We start from the raw sequence: 16799 nt of genomic DNA, 5'->3' as shown, positions 1-16799 counted from the left end.
GTCTTCTCCAACTTAAAGCGTATTACCATGTTGTGGATAGTCCATATCGTTGATAGGTGGCTCGCTCGGTAAGGCTAGTAAGATGAGCAACATCACCATGCCGATGGCGGGAATCAAGACCACTGACAACCACCAAGCAGAACGGTGAGTGTCGTGCAGTCTTCGCACGGTTAAAGACAACAGGGGCAGAAAAATTGCTAGGCTGTAAATCGCTTCTATTTTCCATGTCGGTTGATAGAAGGTTTCCGCTAAAAAAAACGCCACCGATATAAGGATGTTCACTAGGAAGAACATCCAAAAAGCTTCTCGTGATGCCCTTCCTGAAAATTGTGCGTAACGCTGCCAAGCATCAAAATACCAGTGCATGCTTTTCTCCTATCCAGAGGCTGTTGATGCGTAAAAAGTACGTGCTTAGTTAGCGTGTCTGCGTCCTCGATCAGGTTCGAGGACGTCCAGGAAAGGGATGTAGGACAAAATGACGAGCGTTAAGCAAAGATCCATAAACCCAACGGAACGGAAATGATCGCTATTCCATTGCCTTTTGTGGTGGCCCTGCTGTTGTCTATATTGGCGGTGTTATTGTTTATGCGCCGTGAAGAATCCACGCCATCGGCGTTTGTTTTTATCGCCCTATGTGCGTTAACAACGACGGTGGTGGGCCTACGTTGGACATTTGATTGGCCGCTGTTGCGCTTATTCCAGCCTATCTTGGCGTCCTGTATTCCTATTACGGCTTGGTACTGCTTTTCCAGTGCACATCAACGCTATAGGCTGCGAATCTGGCATGTAATACCCCCCGTATTAGTGACCTTAGGCTCCCTGACGTACCCATTCTGGCGTCCGCCTCTAGACCCTATGTTGACGCTTCTTTATGTGGGATACGGTATCGCGTTAATTCATGCTTCGTTTAAAACGTCGCTCCCTCCCGAGCAAGTGCGCTTTTCCGATATCGACAAGGCGTTAAAAGCAGAACGCATGGCGGGCGTGATGCTTTTGATGTCGGCGTGTATTGATGGCGCTCTAGTCGTTGATTTTGAGCTTTTTGCGGGTGCTCATGCACTGACGATTCTCACTATCGGCCATGCGGTATTGCTGCCAATACTCGCCATTGCAGTGGTTATGGTGAGCCTGAGCATCGCACCAAGGGTTAACGAAATATCCTCTCAAGATGACAAAGAAGCGCCCGTAGAAGTACCTAAAGACCAACCTCACAACCAGCTCAATGACGATGGGGGAGAGGGTCAGAATGCAGAAAACCTGAATGTAGAAAACCTGAATGTAGAAAACATAGTTCACAAGATAGACGTGTTGCTCTCTACTCAAGAAGTGTTTCTCGATCCCGATCTGACCTTGGATCGGCTTGCGCGCAAAGTCTGCATCCCGGCGCGGCAGATATCCGCTGCGATTAATCAGGTTTATGGGCGTAATGTCTCCCAAGTGGTTAACGAATACCGCATTGAGCGAGCAAAAATATTATTAACCACCACCGATAGCAGCATCACCCAGATTTACCTAGACTCGGGTTTTCAGACCAAATCTAATTTTAATCGGGAATTTTCCAGAGTCACCGGTCAAACGCCCAGCGCGTTCCGGCGCGCAGCGGCGGGTAAAGATACGGCCTAATGGGCGCCGATGAAGGCTAGAATATCTTGGTAGATGATGTGGTGAAGTTCCTGCCGTGAGTGGCCATCACCGTTTAGGCAGATAATGCCGTCACCCGGTGTTTGCTCTTCGATTAACTCAATCGCCCCCGGTTTGCACCGTTGCATAAAGCTGAAATGGGTCGCATCGGGATAAACAATATACGTTTGCTGACTCGTTGGAATGTACTGCGCCAGAAAGCCAGACTCATCCGCTTGTGGTGTGTCACCTATATCGACGCCTGCAGCCATGATGAGTGTCGGCGTCGTGAGTGATTGCAAACTCTGACGAGAAAAGCTGTGTGCCAACCCCAGGTCTAAAGAGACAACACGCTTGATTCGATCATCTCTCAGGCTGCCCGTGGGTTCGCCTGCTTGGGGTGTGTTTAAACCTAATTCCGACATGAGGCCGCAGACTCGTGGATTCTTTTGGATTGAGCATGCTGCTGTTAATTGGTCACGATCAAACTGCGCGCCTGCTAACAACATCACCGTCCAGCCGCCCAGTGAATGGCCGAGGGCTGAAATGTTATGCGTATCGATATATGGCAGCAGGTAGGACTCTTTTAACAGCCAGTCCAATAAGCGAGACAGGTCGTGAGGTCGTTGCCACCACTGAGCGGCAGCTAGCGGGGAATGATCGAAACTCGTGGTGCCAGGGTGATCAAGCGATGCAACGATAAACCCCTCTTGCGCCAGCATGGTGGCCAACCAGTTTTGATTACGCCAGTTGCCACGATAACCATGTGAGATCACAACCAGCGGAAAGGTACCCGCCAACGGAGTGCCGACCCGTATGACATCCGTACCAAAAAACGCCGGATTGTCAGCCACTCTTTCAGTTGGAGAAGTCGTTTGGGATGGATACCAAACACTGGTTTCCAAAGGGCGATCACTGTCTGCGTATAAGATAGTTTGATCAAAGCCCACCGCCGACTGTGCAGATGCTTGGCCCGTCATACAAAGCATCAATAACATCAAACCCAGCAGTATTTTCATCGCACTGTTCCTCATAGTCATTACCAACGTCATCACTATGGGGAACACCAAGACACGCAACGACCTAAAACAGGATCAAGGACGCATCCGTGGGTCTAAAGCTCGCTAAACGACTTCTGGAATAGCTTCAACTGACTAGCAGCGATGACTACCCCTCTGGCTGATATTTATATCCAACCCCGTAAACGGAGCGAATAATCTCTAGCTCGGGGAGTGCTTCATGGATTTTTTTGCGTAGCTTCTTAATGTGGCTGTCCACGGTACGCTCCGAGACAATGCGGTTATCCCGGTACATGTGATCCATTAGCTGCTCGCGACTGAAGATACGTCCCGGGGACTGCATCATGACACGCAATAGTTGGAACTCGACGGCAGTGAGGCCAAGGTCGTGCCCATTGGCAAGCGCCTGCCAGCCCTCTTCATCGAGTGTCACTGGTGCTTGCGGGGTGGTGTCGGAGGCGTCATCGACTTGCGCTGCGGCTTGGCTGCGGCGTAATACGGCTTTTACGCGGGCAACCACTTCGCGGGGGCTAAAGGGTTTGCAAACATAGTCGTCTGCCCCTAGCTCCAAGCCCAGTAAACGATCAACTTCCTCGACTTTCGCGGTCACCATAATAATGGGTAAATTAGGCCAGTGTTGACGGATTTCTCGACACAGCGTTAGTCCATCTTTACCAGGAAGCATGACATCTAGCAGTACTAATGCAGGAACGTGCTGGGTTAGCCAGGGCATAACGTCGTTGCCGTTAGCAATTATGGTCGGAGCAAAATTATTGTTTTCCAGATAGTCCGCCATTAAGCGGGCAATTTTAGGCTCGTCTTCAACAATGAGCAGTGAGGCGTCTTGGGATGAACTATTCTCAGACATAGTCAGCTCGCTTAGATTAACAGGCAATAAATAGCGGAAAGCGCAGCGTCCATTTCAGGCCGCCTAGCTCAGAAGCACCAGGCGAAAGTGTTCCGCCATGGGCATTGACTAACGCGCTTGCAATAGAGAGCCCCAGCCCGCTGCCGCCACTTGCACGGTTACGTGAGCCTTCCACACGGTATAGGCGTTCAGTTAAGCGTGAAAGCTCGCTTTCAGGTACGCCAGGGGAACTGTCTTCCCAAGTAATCACAGCATGGCTAGCCTCGCAGGTTAATGAAACCCGTAGCTCTCCTGGTGGTTGTGTATAGGCGCAGCTGTTATCCAGCAGGTTATTCCAGAGCTGGCGTAAGCGTTGGGCATCCCCTTGTATCATGATATCGGGGGTAAGCTGGCTTGACAGGGTCAGGCCGCTCTCTTCTAGCCAGCGGTCGGCATCGGATAAACGGCCTTTCAAGCTTTCGCTAAGGTTCATCGGCGCTAGCTGAATATCTAATGCGCCTGCATCACTTTGCGAAAGCAGCCTCAAGTCAGTGACTAACCGTTCCAGTTGAGACACTTCTTGAGCCAGTGAGCTCAGATTTTCCTGGTTTAGCGGACGAATTCCATCCTGCATTGCTTCGATTTCACCACGCAGGACTGCCAACGGGGTACGTAGCTCGTGCGCTGTGTCTGATACCCATCGTGCTCTGGCGTCACGGCTAGCTTCTAGGGTGGCCGCCAATACGTTGAAATCGCGTGCCAAACTGGAAAGTTCATCTCGGCCGCGTTCTGGTAATCGAGTGTGATAATCACCTTCGGTTAAGCGCAGCGTTGCGCCTGCCAAAGCTCGGGTGCGTCGGCCTAACCACCAGGAAAGCCCCCCTGCCAGTAACAGCGATGCTAATCCAAGAGAAATAACAATAAGCCCCAAATTGCGCTGCTGGCGCTCTAGAAAGCGACTTTCCATGCGCTCCATCATATCTTGCGGAGGACGAAACCCCAGTTCTCCAATTGCTTCATTGTTTCCGCTTGAGGTCACGTTGCTATACAGGGTGAGCCACCGCCAACCGTTTGAACCGCGTGCGCTCTCGGCAGGCGGGACGACGAAGCGGCCATCGCTATTGCGTAAAGCGAAGTCCTGAGCTTCGCCGAGAGGGGAAGGGCGATCACGGTGTGCCTGGCCAAGCTCAAAACGCACAATATAGGGCCAGCGCTCTGGCGATTGCTCCAACCACTCCCAACTGCCTTGGGTTTCCCAGCGAGTAATTAGCCCATCCGCCAGCAGCGTAGCACGTCGCTCTTGGGCTTGATTGAGATACTCTAAAAAGCCGCGATCAATACTGTAAGTCACTGCTAGAAACACGCTCGCTGCAATGGCTACGTTGACGCTTAAAATAGCCACAAAAAGCTTTAGACCCAGTCGAGAAGGGCGCCACTGGCGTAACGAAGCGAGCGATTTCATTAGCTGGCTCCTTCATGGCTTGGTTGGGGTGGTTTGTTGAGTCGTTCGCGTAGATTTTCTAAACCTAAATACAGGCAGGGCACTACCAGTAACAAGATAACCGTGGCGAATAGCATGCCAAACCCTAGCGAAATGGCCATGGGTATCATAAAGCGCGCTTGGCGAGAGGTTTCTAGAATCATTGGTGCCAAGCCTAAAAACGTGGTGAGTGTGGTCATCATAATTGGCCGTAGGCGGCGAGTCGCCGCGGCGACGATTGCTTCACGGGCATCCATGCCCTCACGACGTTTACGGTTAGCATAATCAATCAGTACCAGAGCATCGTTAATTACCACGCCCGAAAGTGCCAGCATACCAAGTAGGCTGATAATCGATAGTCCGAACCCCATTAGCATATGGCCTGCAACGGCCCCGACAATACCAAACGGAATAGCGGCCAGGACCAGCAGTGGCTGAAAGTAACTCCGGAAAGGAATGGCCAGCAATGCATATAGCGCGGCCAGCATTAGCCACATGGCGTTGCGAAGTGTGGCTAAATTGTCGGCGGTATCTTGCTGCCGCCCACCCATGCTCACTTCAAGCCCTGCCCAGGTATTGCTAAGCGTGGGGAAAACATCTTCCTGCAGCGTGGCGAGCACTTGGTTAATTGCTTGGTCGCCTTCCGAGTCTGCGGTCACTGTAATGATTCGCCGGCCATCGATACGTTGAAGACTGCTAGAGGCTTGGCTTAACGTAATATCTGCAACGCGTGACAACGGAACGCTCAGGCCGTCAGGCGTCTGGATCGGCAGCCGATAAAGCTCATTGAGGCTATCGCGATCTTGTTCTGGCAGGCGTACCTCCACGCTGACTTCTCGGCGGCCAATAAATTGTTCTATGGCTGTGGCTCCCTGTAGCGGGCCGCGTAGCGCCTGGGCTAGATCGCTCCCCGTTAGTCCTAACGCGCGCCCTTCAGCAGACAGGCGCATTTCAAGCTGCGGTTTGCCGTCTCCCAGTCCGCTGTCGATATCGGTTAACCCATATTCGGCCAGTTGTTCAGCTAACTGCGCAGCGGCCGCTTCTAACACTTGGGTGTTTGGGTGGGATAAACGCAGGCTCAGCGCTGCACCACTACCGGGGCCTCCGAAGTCTGATTCAAAGCGCACTGATTGCGCGCCGACTAAGTCACCGGTTAAGTCGCGCCACTCCTGGGCAATTCGAGATGGAGGCCAGGCATCTAAACTTTCTCTGGCGATATCCAGGCGCACTTGCAGGCTCTCACCATCCAGGCTGCTGCGGGTACTGCTAAAGCTGAGGGTTGCCTCGCGTTCGCTAAGTTGCTCGGCGGCATTGAGCAATTGTTGGCTTAGCTCGCGGCTAACGCTTATGTTGCTGCCAATCGGCAGGGTAACGCTGGCTTGAACTTGGTCCGATTCCACCCTGGGCATAAGTGAAAAGCCAAGCCTCCCGCTCATTGCCCAGGCAAGCGTGACACATAGCAAGGCGACGCCTAGGGATACAGTCAGCAGACGTTGAGTAAGCGCGCGCTGTAAAAACGGTTCAAACTGCTGGTAAGTAAAGTGATGCAAGCCCTTTTGCATACGTAGACGAACAGCTTCTATAGGGCGTTGCCATGCGGGTGTTTTGCGGGGTTTGCTGGCGTGGGCGAGGTGGGCGGGCAGTATAAACAGAGCCTCCACCAGAGAAATAATAAAGACCGTGGTAACGACCACTGGCACGGTAGCAAAAATAAGCCCTAAAAAGCCGGGTAAAAACAGGAGTGGCAGGAACGCAACAATATTAGACAGAATCGCAAAGGTAAGCGGTGTGGCGATTTCTTGAGCACCTTTCACCGCGGCATCGCGTAGTGAGTAGCCCTGTTCCCGGTAGCTGTAAATATTCTCACCGACCAGAATGGCATCGTCCACGACGATGCCAAGAGCAATAATAAAGGCGAACATCGACATCATATTGAGTGAGACGCCAACCCATGGCAGAAACAGCATCGCACCCAAAAATGCCGTCGGGATGCCTAGCGTTACCCAGAAGGCCAATCGTGCCTCAAGAAACAGTGCCATAAGAATTAGCACCAGTGCCAAGCCCATCCAGGCGTTTTTTAGCAGCAGGTTCAGACGGTCTTCATAGATTTCTGAGCTATCTCTGGAAACATCCAGGCGTATCCCGTTGGGCAGGTTGTCGCGCAGCCGCTCCAGCTCACCGTAAACGGCTTGAGAGATACTCGTCGGCGTTTGATCGCCAATCTGATAGATATCCACCGATAAGCCCTGCTCGCCGTTGTAGAACTCCTCGCGATCGGTTTCAGCAAACCCTTCGCTTACCCGAGCAATATCGCCCAGCACAACGGGTGAACCTTGGGCAGTGGTGAGAATGGGGAGTGCGGCAAACTCATCCGCACTATTGCGGCGTCCCTGGTAGCGAATCAACCACTCGCCTTCGGCGGTAGTGAGCTGGCCACTGGCGAGGTCGAGCGCTTCTTCGGCAATTCGGCTGGCAAGCTGCTGATGGTCTAACCCAAAGCGCTCAATGGCCTCTTCATCCACAAGCACCTGGATTTCACGTTCCCGATTGCCGGAGAGCTCTGCTCGGGAAATACCGCTAGTGGCCTGTAGTTCTGCGCGGACATCCTCCGCGGCGTCATGGAGTGCAGCTAAGCCAACCGAGCCATACACTTGTAGGCTCACCACGCTACGAGAGCGGCCAGAGAGGGTAAAACGTGGTGGATCCGCAGCGTTAGGCAAGGTGGTGATGGCATTCACGGCTTGCTGGATATCCTGATAGGCTCGCATCACGTCAATGCCATCGATCAACGTGGCGCTGACCACGCCGCTACCTTCGCCAGCGCTGGCGGTTAATTCATCGATGCCTTCTACGTCGGCAATGGCAGCTTCAACCGGTAGTAACAAACTTTGCTCAACATCTTCCGGTGTGGCACCGGGGTAGCTGATGCTAACTTGGATGATTTCCGTTTCAAATTCCGGGAAAACCTCTTTCTTGATGGCCAAGGATGCCATTAAGCCGCCAACGATAAACAGCACCATCATCAGGTTAGGGGCAACGCCATGGTCGACCATCCAGGCGAGTGGGCCACGGCGAATCATGGGCTTTCCTCATCACTGGCTGGCGTGTCGCCTCGCTGACGAATGCGGACTTGCTGGCCTTCACGAGGTTGAGCCAAGCCAGCAATAACCACCCGCTGTCCGGGGACTAAACCGCTGCGTACCAGCGCCGTTTCCTGCCCGCGGTAGGCCAGGGTGACATGGGTGCTGCGTAGGCGATCTTCATCATCTACCCACCATACCTGCTCGCCGGGACGCAAGGCGGCAGAGGGCAGAGCGATGAGCGGTTCCTGGGTTGTGCTATGAAAGGCAACACGCAGCACATCGCCAAGGCGCAGCGCGGGGCCATCTTGCTCAAGCGACAGCGGGTCATTCACGGCGATCAAAAGCTGCGCCTGTAAGCCGTTCTCTTCCAGGTTTGGCAGAATAGAAATTAAGTTACCTTCTCTGCTTGCTCCTTCCGGCCAGCCTTGGCTGGTAAGCGTCACGCGGCTGCCCGGCGTTAGCCAACCCAGAATATCCCCCGGCAACGAAGCGCGAACCCAAAACTGTTCGACGCCGACCAAGCTGAGAACTTCAGTACCCTGGCTTAACAGGGTCCCCGCGCCAACCAAGCGGTCTTGCACCATGGCTCGCCAAGGGGCAGTTAACGTGGCACGCTCAAGATTAAGCGCCGCTTGGTCTCGCACCACGCGTGCTTGCGTTAATTGCGCTTGAGCTTGGCGTAGCTGTGGTTCACGGAGCACCAATGCACGGCGCTCAGCGCTGAGCTGGCGACCAAACGATTCATACTCACTTCGGGCGCGCTGTTGCTCCGCTTGCTCTAGCGCTAACTGCGCCTGCGCGTTGGCCAACTGCGCTTCGGCATCTTCGAGAATCAGACGTAAATCGGCCTGATCGATATAAGCAACCGGCGCTCCTTGTTCGACGACCTGACCTGGAAGAACGCCTTCGCCAAAGCGTTCTAGCTGACCAGCCACCCGACTGGCTAACATGGTGGATTTCTCAGCTTCTACTCGCCCAAAACCGTTAAGCATCGGCGCTTGCAAGCGCTCTTCAGTCGTCATGATATCCACTAAGGGTGGCGCGGCGGGCGGTGGCGGGCGGCGCTCAACACGAGGCGGCTGGCTGATAATCCACCAAGCCAAGGTTAAGCCGCCAACGAAAACCAGTAGTGCTGCCAAGGCACCGAAACCGATACGGCCTTGTTGAGAAGGTGCGTGAAAGTGAGAAGAGGTCATTACCGCGCGGCATCCGTTGGCTGAGGGCGAAAATTCCAGAGAAAATGGCGTATCATGCTAGCATCACCGATACGCAAGCAATGATTAGGTAAGCAATGTGCAAATAGTGTGCAACCCATTAAGCATCGCTGCATCGTGCGGTTTAACCGCTGACGGGCCTCACAATACCTATCATTATTATTTTGCAAAGCACTAAATTCACTGGTTAATGTGACGTCATGAAAAACACCGCCACTCGCGATAAGTTAATTGAAACCGGTGCCGAGCTGATTGCCCAGCAGGGCTACAATGCGACGGGTATTAATGCCGTCTTAAAAACCTGTGGTGTGCCTAAAGGATCGTTTTACCACTACTTTTCCAGCAAAGAGGATTTTGGGCTGGCAGTGATCGAGCGCTTTGCCAGTCAGTATGATGAACGCTTGGCAACACTGTTTGAAGACGTTTCGTTGCCGCCGCTAGAGCGCATACGGCGTTACTTCGCCACAGGGCGTGAGCATATGTTGGACTGCGACCACACCACTGGCTGCTTGATTGGTAACCTGGGGCAGGAGCTTTCGGGCCAGAGTGACACTTTCCGTGATGCACTTAACTTGGTGTTCCAGCGCTGGGAGAAGCGTTTAGCCGCCTGCCTGAAAGAAGCGCAAAATCAGAATGATATCGATAAGGAAATTGTTCCAGAAGCCCTGGCTAGTTTTATATTGTCGGGCTGGGAAGGCGCTATATTGCGCGCTAAAACGCTTAAGTCAGTCGCTCCTATGGAGCACTTTGAGTCGATTTTATTTGCCCATGTGCTGGCGCCATCAGCGTCCTGCGAAGCAAGCCGCTAGTGACGTGCGCGAAAATGGTGCTCTCCGCTAGCCACATCATTGCACACGGCTGCCAGCAGCGACTCATCTAGCGACGGGTCGTCCAGTGACAGCAGTCCGCACTGAGCCAACGCAGAACGCAAACTTATCTGTTCATCTAAGCGCTGGTAGACCACTCGCACACAACAGGGCATACGCTCACTATTATCAGCCACCCCCATTTTCAATCCGGTTAAGCGTGTGACTTGGCTTTGGAAGCTGGGAAACAGAATAGTTTGGGTGATTTCATGGCCATTGAGGGTCTCGTGGTCAACCAAAAATAGTCGGTCTGCAAGTTTAACGGCAGTTCCTACGTACCGGTTATGACAGGGCCGCTTTCCCAGGGCGACTTGCATACGCTCGGTGCGCTGGTACACCACACCTCCTTCTCTGGCTTCTAGGCACACCAACGTGCGCATCAAATTCCCAGGGCGCGACATTGAGTGGTAAAGCTCGAAGTAGCGACCTAGATAACGCTCCATACCTTCGCTACCCCGCTGAATCAACGCATTAGGCCAGGGTAGTGTGTTCGGTGAGGTATCTGCATTGAGTTGTCCGGTTTGCACCAGCGCACGGAAGTCGTGGTGAGGCAGCGCAATATCTTCTGGCGTTACCCCAAAAAAGTGGCAAATACGCTGCAGCGCGGCATGGCTTGGGTAATAGCGACCGCTGAGGTAGCGGTTGAATTGAGCACGGTTAATGGATAAGCGGCGGCAAACGTCCGCAATAGACGGGTAGTAGCTGCATAGCAGGCGTAAATTGGCCACAAAATCATCATGCATGGGAGCGGTTTCAGCGTTCTCAGTCGGCGACGGTGCGGCTAATGTGACGCTTCGCTCTTCATAGTGCAATAGCCACGTAACACGTCAATCAGGCCTGATTTTAATTAGAATCTTGCGAGGCCAGATGATGGACACCCGCAGCGCCGCTCCCACCCCGGCGAAAGCTAAAATATAAAGCTTCGCTCGGCATTAATGATGGCTCTTAAAAGTCATGCTAGACCGTCTAGACAGTGCTGATAATCAGCGCTGCATTGACGCCACCGAAACCGAATCCGTTGCACAATACATGCTTAGTAACGTGCTTCTGATGAGTCGCCGTGACGAAGGTTAAATCCTGCATATCATCATCGCAGTGCTCAAGATTGATGGTGGGCGGAAGCTGCTGATTATTGACTGCCAATACAGAAAAAATACTCTCAATGCCCCCTGCTGCGCCTAATAGGTGGCCGGTGGCGGCTTTCGTTGCCGAAATAGGGATGGCAGGCAAACGCTCACCGAATACGTTACGCAATGAGGCAACTTCAGCCCGGTCGCCAACGGGCGTCGAGGTGGCGTGGGCATTGATGTGATCAATAGCATCCGTGGTAAGGTTCGCCATGCCTAGCGCCGCTTGAATCGCGGCTGCTGCGCCGGCCCCATCCTTTGGGCCTGCCGTCAGGTGGTAGGCGTCCGCGCTGGTGCCGTAGCCGCTAATGATCGCTAGCGGCGTTGCGCCCCGCGCGACCGCATGCTCAAGTGTTTCGATCACCATAACGCCAGCGCCTTCTCCCATCACAAAACCGTTACGGGCTTTATCAAAGGGCCTGGACGCGCGTTCAGGATTGTCGGCTTCTGTGGAAACGGCTTTTAAAGCGTTAAAACTGGCAAGTGACAGCGGGTCAATACACGCCTCGGCGCCGCCGACGAGGGCAACATCAGCTTCGCCGTTGCGTATTATGCGCATGCCGTCGCCAATCGCCTGTAGGCCAGCCGCGCAAGCCGTCACCGGGCAACCGAGAGGGCCTTGAAAGCCATAACGAATGGACAGGTTACCAGCAGCCAAATTGGCCAGAAAGGCGGGTACCGTGAAGGGGGAGAGTTTGCGATAGCCGCGCTCAGCAAGGGTTTTTTGAGCTTGTGTAATGGTCGGGAAGCCGCCAATGCCAGAGCCAATAATGGTGGCTGTTCGGCGTTTTTGGGCCTGCTCAACGGGGAACCAGTTGGCCTGTGATAGCGCCTCTTTGGCTGCCGCCAATGCGTAGAGGCTGAACAAGTCCATTTTGCGCTGCTCTTTGGGGTCGGCTATCTCATTCAGATCAATACCGCCGGTGGGGTCTCGGTCAATACTCGGTACCACCCCGGCAATTTTGATCGGGATATGACTTGTGTCAAAGCGGTCAATGGTGCTGATGCCAGACTGGCCGTTAATCAGCCGCTGCCAAGTCGTATTGACGCTGTTGCCTAGTGGGCTGACCATACCCATGCCGGTAATCACGATAGGTGAGTGCATAGTGACTCCTGAGTTATTGATAGGGTCACCCTAGCAACGGCCAATATATGATCAAGATAATATTTAGCTGACGAGGTAGCTATGCCTTATCCCAAGAGCCATAAATCGAAAACAAAAGAGCGCATTTTGGCTTCGGCGACGGAGCTATTCAGTCGCTATGGGTTTCAAAAGGTCTCGATTGGCCAGATCATGAAGCTCGCCAAGATGACGCATGGCGCCTTTTATGCCCATTTCGCTTCAAAAGAGGCCCTATACAATGAGTCCGTTCGCCTGACCATTGATAACAGTCGGGCGGCTAGGCTGGTAAAAGGCCCGCTTTCGTTGCAGCACTTAACCGAGTTAGTCGCTAACTACTGCAATCTCCAAGAGCTGGAAGCTAAGCATAGGCCGGGGCCTGAAGCGGTACTGTTCAATGAAATAGGCAGTGAAAAAGCAGAAATTCGCACCCTGTTTGAAGCGTCCTATATGAGTATGAAAAAGATGCTGGAAACGCGCTTGATCGCGCTGAGTAAGCTGAAACAACTTCCCTTTGCCAATGACCGCAAAGCGATTGCTGATAAGTCTCGGGTCATATTGGCCTCTCTGGTAGGGGCCGTTGCGATTGCCAAAAGCTTGCCGGGGGAGGTGGAACGAAAGCAGGTGTTGTTAGCCACACAACGCCAGATTTTACTGATGCTCGGGGTCAGCGAAGCTGAGGCGGAGCGTATGATGCAAGCACAGTAGTTCGGCCATCTACTGAAGAGAGTCTCGATGTGTTGTTGAAGCGTTACCGTTCTTACGCGACGTTGAATGAGTGATTCGGCAGACTGCCCAAGACGAGGCGGGTAAAAAACTGGATAATGGCCGCCATCAGCCTATGGCCCCAAGACCTTCAGCACATTTATCTATCCGGATGCCCGCTCATGGAAATCAAAGTTAACTATCTCGACAACCTCCGCTTAGAGGCCAAGTTCGACGATTTTACGGTTATCTCCGACCAGCCGATTCGCTACAAAGGCGACGGCTCGGCACCTGGGCCGTTTGACTACTTTCTAGCGTCGTCTGCCATGTGTGCGGCCTACTTTGTAAAGGTGTACTGCAACGCCCGCGATATTCCTACCGAAAATATTCGCCTGTCACAGAACAACATCGTTGACCCAGAAGACCGCTATAAGCAGATCTTCAAAATCCAGGTCGAGTTGCCGGAAGATATTTCTGAAAAAGATCGCCAGGGCATTCTGCGCTCCATCGATCGCTGCACGGTTAAGAAAGTGGTTCAAACCGGCCCTGATTTCCAGATCGAGACGGTAGAAAACATCGACGAGGACGCCCAGGCGCTGCTGATGGGGGCGCCGGAGGGCAGTGCTACTTATATTCCAGGCAAAGATCTGCCATTAGAACAAACCATCGCCAATATGAGCGCGATGCTGGCTGACCTGGGCATGAAGATAGAGATCGCCTCCTGGCGCAATATCGTGCCCCACGTCTGGTCACTGCATATTCGCGATGCGGCCTCACCGATGTGTTTCACCAATGGCAAAGGGGCTACCAAAGAGAGCGCCTTGTGTTCGGCGCTGGGCGAGTTTATTGAGCGCTTAAGCTGTAACTTCTTCTATAACGATCAGTACTTTGGTGAAGAGATTGCCAACAGCGATTTTGTTCACTACCCCAATGAGAAGTGGTTTCAGCCGGGGCCAAACGATGAACTTCCCGCAGAAATTCTCGACGACCATTGTCGCGATATTTATAACCCTGAAGGCGAGCTGTGTGGCTCACATCTGATCGATACCAACTCTGGTCGTGAAGATAGAGGCATTGTCTCACTGCCGTTTGCGCGCCAGTCCGATAACGAGACGGTCTACTTCCCCTCCAATCTGATCGAAAACCTGTTCCTGAGTAACGGTATGAGCGCGGGCAATACCCTGGTAGAAGCCCAGGTGCAGTGCCTGTCGGAAATTTTCGAGCGGGCGGTGAAGCGTGAAATCCTCGAGCAGGAGTTAGCTCTGCCGGATGTACCGCAGGACGTGCTAGCCAAGTATCCAAGTATCGTAGAAGGCATTAACGCCCTGGAAGCCCAGGGTTTTCCCGTGTTGGTCAAAGATGCCTCTATGGGCGGGCAGTTCCCGGTGATGTGCGTCACCCTAATGAACCCGCGTACTGGCGGCGTATTTGCTTCGTTTGGCGCGCACCCGAGCTTTGAAGTGGCGCTGGAGCGCAGCCTAACTGAGCTTCTGCAGGGGCGCAGTTTCGAAGGGTTGAACGATCTGCCGCTGCCGACGTTTAACTCGCAAACCGTTTCTGAACCCAACAACTTCGTTGAGCATTTTATCGACTCGGTGGGCGTGGTTTCCTGGCGCTTCTTTAGTGCCAAGCCCGATTTTGAATTCAGCGAATGGGATTTCTCTGGCAGCAATGAGGAAGAGGCCGCGACGCTGTTTGGCATTTTTGAGGAGCTGGGGGCCGAAGTGTACATGGCGGTCCACGAAGACCTGGGCGCACCCGTCTGTCGCATTCTGGTACCGGGTTACTCCGAGGTGTACCCCATTGAAGATTTAATCTGGGATAACACCAATAAAGCGTTGGACTACCGGGAAGATATTCTCAATCTGCACCGCTTGGATGACGCTCAGCTTACCGATCTGGTTGAGCGGCTGGAAGAGAGCCAGATGGATGACCACGCCGATATCATCACGCTGATCGGTATCGAGTTTGATGAGAACACTGTGTGGGGGCAGCTAACGATCCTAGAGCTGAAGCTGCTGGTTTACCTTGCGCTGCAACGCCATGAAGAGGCGCTGGACTGCGTGCAGATGTTCCTGCAGTACAACGATAATACCGTTGAGCGCGGCCTGTTCTACCAAGCGGTAAACGCGGTGCTGGAAATTGTGCTGGATGGCGAACTGGAGCTTGAAGACTATCTGCATAACTTCCAGCGCATGTTCGGCGAAGCGACCATGGCGGCTGTTGTGGGTTCGGTAAGTGGCGAAGTACGCTTCCACGGCCTAACGCCGACTAACATGCAGTTAGAAGGCCTGGAGCGCCACCAGCGCTTGATCGAAAGCTATAAGAAGCTTCATGCGGCACGGGCGGCGAAAGCGGACATTTAAGCATTCCCCAAACGCGCTGCTAGTTAACTGTTTTGCTGGTGTTACGGCGCCAGCAGAGCAGGTCACCACTTTGCCCGAACAGACGGTCTAATCAGCAGCGTGGAACCAAGATTGGCGGCTGAGAAATTCGATTAACTCGCTGCGGAACACCTTTGAACGCGCTGAAAGGCTGCGCCGGTAGGGCCATACCAAGAAGATCTCACGGTGACGTCCCCGCCACTCAGGGAGCACTTGTATTAACTCTCCCGCTTGTAAGCTGTTCGCCACCATGCTGGCGGGCATCAACGAGACGCCTGCTCCCGACGTTGTGAGGTTCAGCACAATATTCATATCGTTACTGATATGGAAATGGCTCTTGTGACAAGCGTGCTGACTACCGTCTTGATGGAACAGCAGCCAATCGCTAAACATTTTTGCTGCCACGCTGGGGCATGCTTGTAGCTCTTCTATCGTGCTGGGAATAGGGTGTTTCATCGTCGGTGATGCCACCAAAATCGGTTCTATATAGCCCAGGTGTTTTTGGATCAGCGTCGAATCTTTTTGTGGTCCAGAGCGAAGCGCAATATCAGCCTGGTGGTCGCGAATATCAACCACGTTGTTATCGAGTTCGATCGTCAGCGCGATCTCAGGGTAGCGATCAATAAAGTGACGCCAAAACGCATCCAGTGGCCCGCTGCCCAGGTTGACAGGTGCCATAACCTTCAATGGCCCGCTTAGGCTATACAGTGTTTGATCCAGGTCTGAAATTCGCTGATCCAGTGCGAGTACTAACTCCTCACACTCGCGGAAGTAGGACTCACCCTGAGGCGTCAACGTTAACCCCTTGGTTGAGCGATGGAGCAACTCTACGCCTAGTGTGGCTTCCAGTGCGCTTATGCGCCGCGACACGGTGGCAATGGTCATCTTCAGCGTTGCCGCCGTAGCTGTGAGGCTGCGTTGGTTGGCGGCCACGATAAAGATGTTTAGGTCATCAAGAGAGGGTTTTTGCATTTTGCAATTCTGTAAAATTGATTCTCATATATTGGCATATATTACCGTTATAGGTGTTTGTTAATCTGTCCGCACTCAAACATCACTCACAGGTACTGCCATGAAACACAGAATTATCTTCGCTATTCTCATGTCGTTTACGCTATCGCTGATTATGTCTGCCTGGGTGACGTACGTGAATATCGGAACTCATGCTGATTTTGTTGGCATCTGGATGCACGCTTGGCTGCTTGCTTGGCCAGCTGCTGGGATCATTGCGTTTATCTGTGGCCCCTTTATGCATAAATTAGCCCACCGCATTGCCGAGAAAGTCTGACGGCTTGCCTGATGCACTCTGGTGCACCCGCTGATGCAGTGAGTGC

The 16799-nt window shown here is 53.2% G+C and carries 14 protein-coding genes; 5 read left to right on the top strand and 9 right to left on the bottom strand.

The genetic code is table 11. The annotated features are described in order from the left end of the window. Positions 1–12: 12 nt before the first annotated feature. Entirely contained in the window at positions 13–366 is a 354-nt protein-coding gene (locus tag CEK60_RS14815) for a DUF805 domain-containing protein (RefSeq protein ID WP_089039687.1), read from the bottom strand. Between the two features lie 153 nt (positions 367–519). Here CEK60_RS14815 and CEK60_RS14810 point away from each other — a divergent pair, with 153 nt between their 5' ends. Continuing rightward, positions 520–1623 carry a helix-turn-helix domain-containing protein gene (locus CEK60_RS14810; protein ID WP_089039686.1) on the top strand — a complete coding sequence of 368 codons (1104 nt, stop codon included), beginning with the start codon at positions 520–522 and terminating at the stop codon, positions 1621–1623. Here the strand turns inward: CEK60_RS14810 and CEK60_RS14805 are convergent. The 5 genes from CEK60_RS14805 to CEK60_RS14785 all read right to left on the bottom strand — a co-directional run bounded on the left by CEK60_RS14805 (position 1620) and on the right by CEK60_RS14785 (position 9245). Beyond that, positions 1620–2639 (bottom strand): alpha/beta hydrolase family protein, encoded by a 1020-nt coding sequence (locus CEK60_RS14805; RefSeq protein WP_198361367.1) that lies wholly within the window; start codon positions 2637–2639, stop codon positions 1620–1622. The two genes, CEK60_RS14810 and CEK60_RS14805, sit on opposite strands and share 4 nt — an antisense overlap. A 148-nt stretch (positions 2640–2787) precedes the next feature. Beyond that, on the bottom strand, positions 2788–3507 hold the full coding sequence (locus CEK60_RS14800) for a response regulator (protein ID WP_089039685.1): 720 nt from the start codon (positions 3505–3507) through the stop codon (positions 2788–2790). 16 nt (positions 3508–3523) lie between these two features. Beyond that, positions 3524–4948: an ATP-binding protein gene (locus tag CEK60_RS14795; RefSeq protein ID WP_089039684.1), complete on the bottom strand. Its 1425-nt coding sequence runs from the start codon at positions 4946–4948 to the stop codon at positions 3524–3526. Continuing rightward, on the bottom strand, positions 4948–8046 hold the full coding sequence (locus CEK60_RS14790; RefSeq protein WP_089039683.1) for an efflux RND transporter permease subunit: 3099 nt from the start codon (positions 8044–8046) through the stop codon (positions 4948–4950). The genes CEK60_RS14795 and CEK60_RS14790 overlap by 1 nt, the downstream gene beginning before the upstream one ends. After that, complete coding sequence (locus CEK60_RS14785) at positions 8043–9245, bottom strand: efflux RND transporter periplasmic adaptor subunit (protein WP_089039682.1); 1203 nt, start codon at positions 9243–9245, stop codon at positions 8043–8045. Before CEK60_RS14785 ends, CEK60_RS14790 begins: the two co-directional genes overlap by 4 nt. A 218-nt stretch (positions 9246–9463) precedes the next feature. Between CEK60_RS14785 and CEK60_RS14780 the strand changes: the two genes are divergently transcribed. Next, entirely contained in the window at positions 9464–10072 is a 609-nt protein-coding gene (locus CEK60_RS14780; RefSeq protein ID WP_089039681.1) for a TetR/AcrR family transcriptional regulator, read from the top strand. Here the strand turns inward: CEK60_RS14780 and CEK60_RS14775 are convergent. Both CEK60_RS14775 and fabF read right to left on the bottom strand, forming a co-directional pair. Beyond that, the gene (locus tag CEK60_RS14775; protein WP_089039680.1) at positions 10069–10872 is read right to left on the bottom strand and encodes a helix-turn-helix domain-containing protein; all 804 of its coding nucleotides are present in this window, start codon (positions 10870–10872) and stop codon (positions 10069–10071) included. The genes CEK60_RS14780 and CEK60_RS14775 overlap by 4 nt on opposite strands. Before the next feature lie 223 nt (positions 10873–11095). Beyond that, a complete protein-coding gene (gene fabF / locus CEK60_RS14770; RefSeq protein ID WP_089039679.1) occupies positions 11096–12361 on the bottom strand; it encodes a beta-ketoacyl-ACP synthase II in 1266 nt (421 codons plus the stop codon). 81 nt (positions 12362–12442) lie between these two features. On the opposite strand from fabF, the gene CEK60_RS14765 reads away from it, so the two are divergent. Continuing rightward, complete coding sequence (locus CEK60_RS14765; protein WP_089039678.1) at positions 12443–13084, top strand: TetR/AcrR family transcriptional regulator; 642 nt, start codon at positions 12443–12445, stop codon at positions 13082–13084. Between the two features lie 179 nt (positions 13085–13263). After that, entirely contained in the window at positions 13264–15447 is a 2184-nt protein-coding gene (locus CEK60_RS14760) for an OsmC domain/YcaO domain-containing protein (RefSeq protein ID WP_089039677.1), read from the top strand. 87 nt (positions 15448–15534) lie between these two features. Here CEK60_RS14760 and CEK60_RS14755 read toward each other — a convergent pair whose 3' ends face one another. Then, complete coding sequence (locus tag CEK60_RS14755) at positions 15535–16437, bottom strand: LysR family transcriptional regulator (protein WP_089039676.1); 903 nt, start codon at positions 16435–16437, stop codon at positions 15535–15537. 100 nt (positions 16438–16537) lie between these two features. On the opposite strand from CEK60_RS14755, the gene CEK60_RS14750 reads away from it, so the two are divergent. Continuing rightward, positions 16538–16753, top strand: coding sequence for a DUF2798 domain-containing protein (locus CEK60_RS14750; protein WP_089039675.1), 216 nt, complete (start codon positions 16538–16540; stop codon positions 16751–16753). Positions 16754–16799 lie beyond the last annotated feature (46 nt).

Origin of the sequence: Halomonas sp. N3-2A (genome assembly GCF_002216165.1) — a bacterium.
Taxonomy (GTDB): Bacteria; Pseudomonadota; Gammaproteobacteria; order Pseudomonadales; family Halomonadaceae; genus Vreelandella.
Note: the sequence above shows the minus strand (reverse complement) of the source record. Positions and strands in the feature narration are given on the sequence as shown.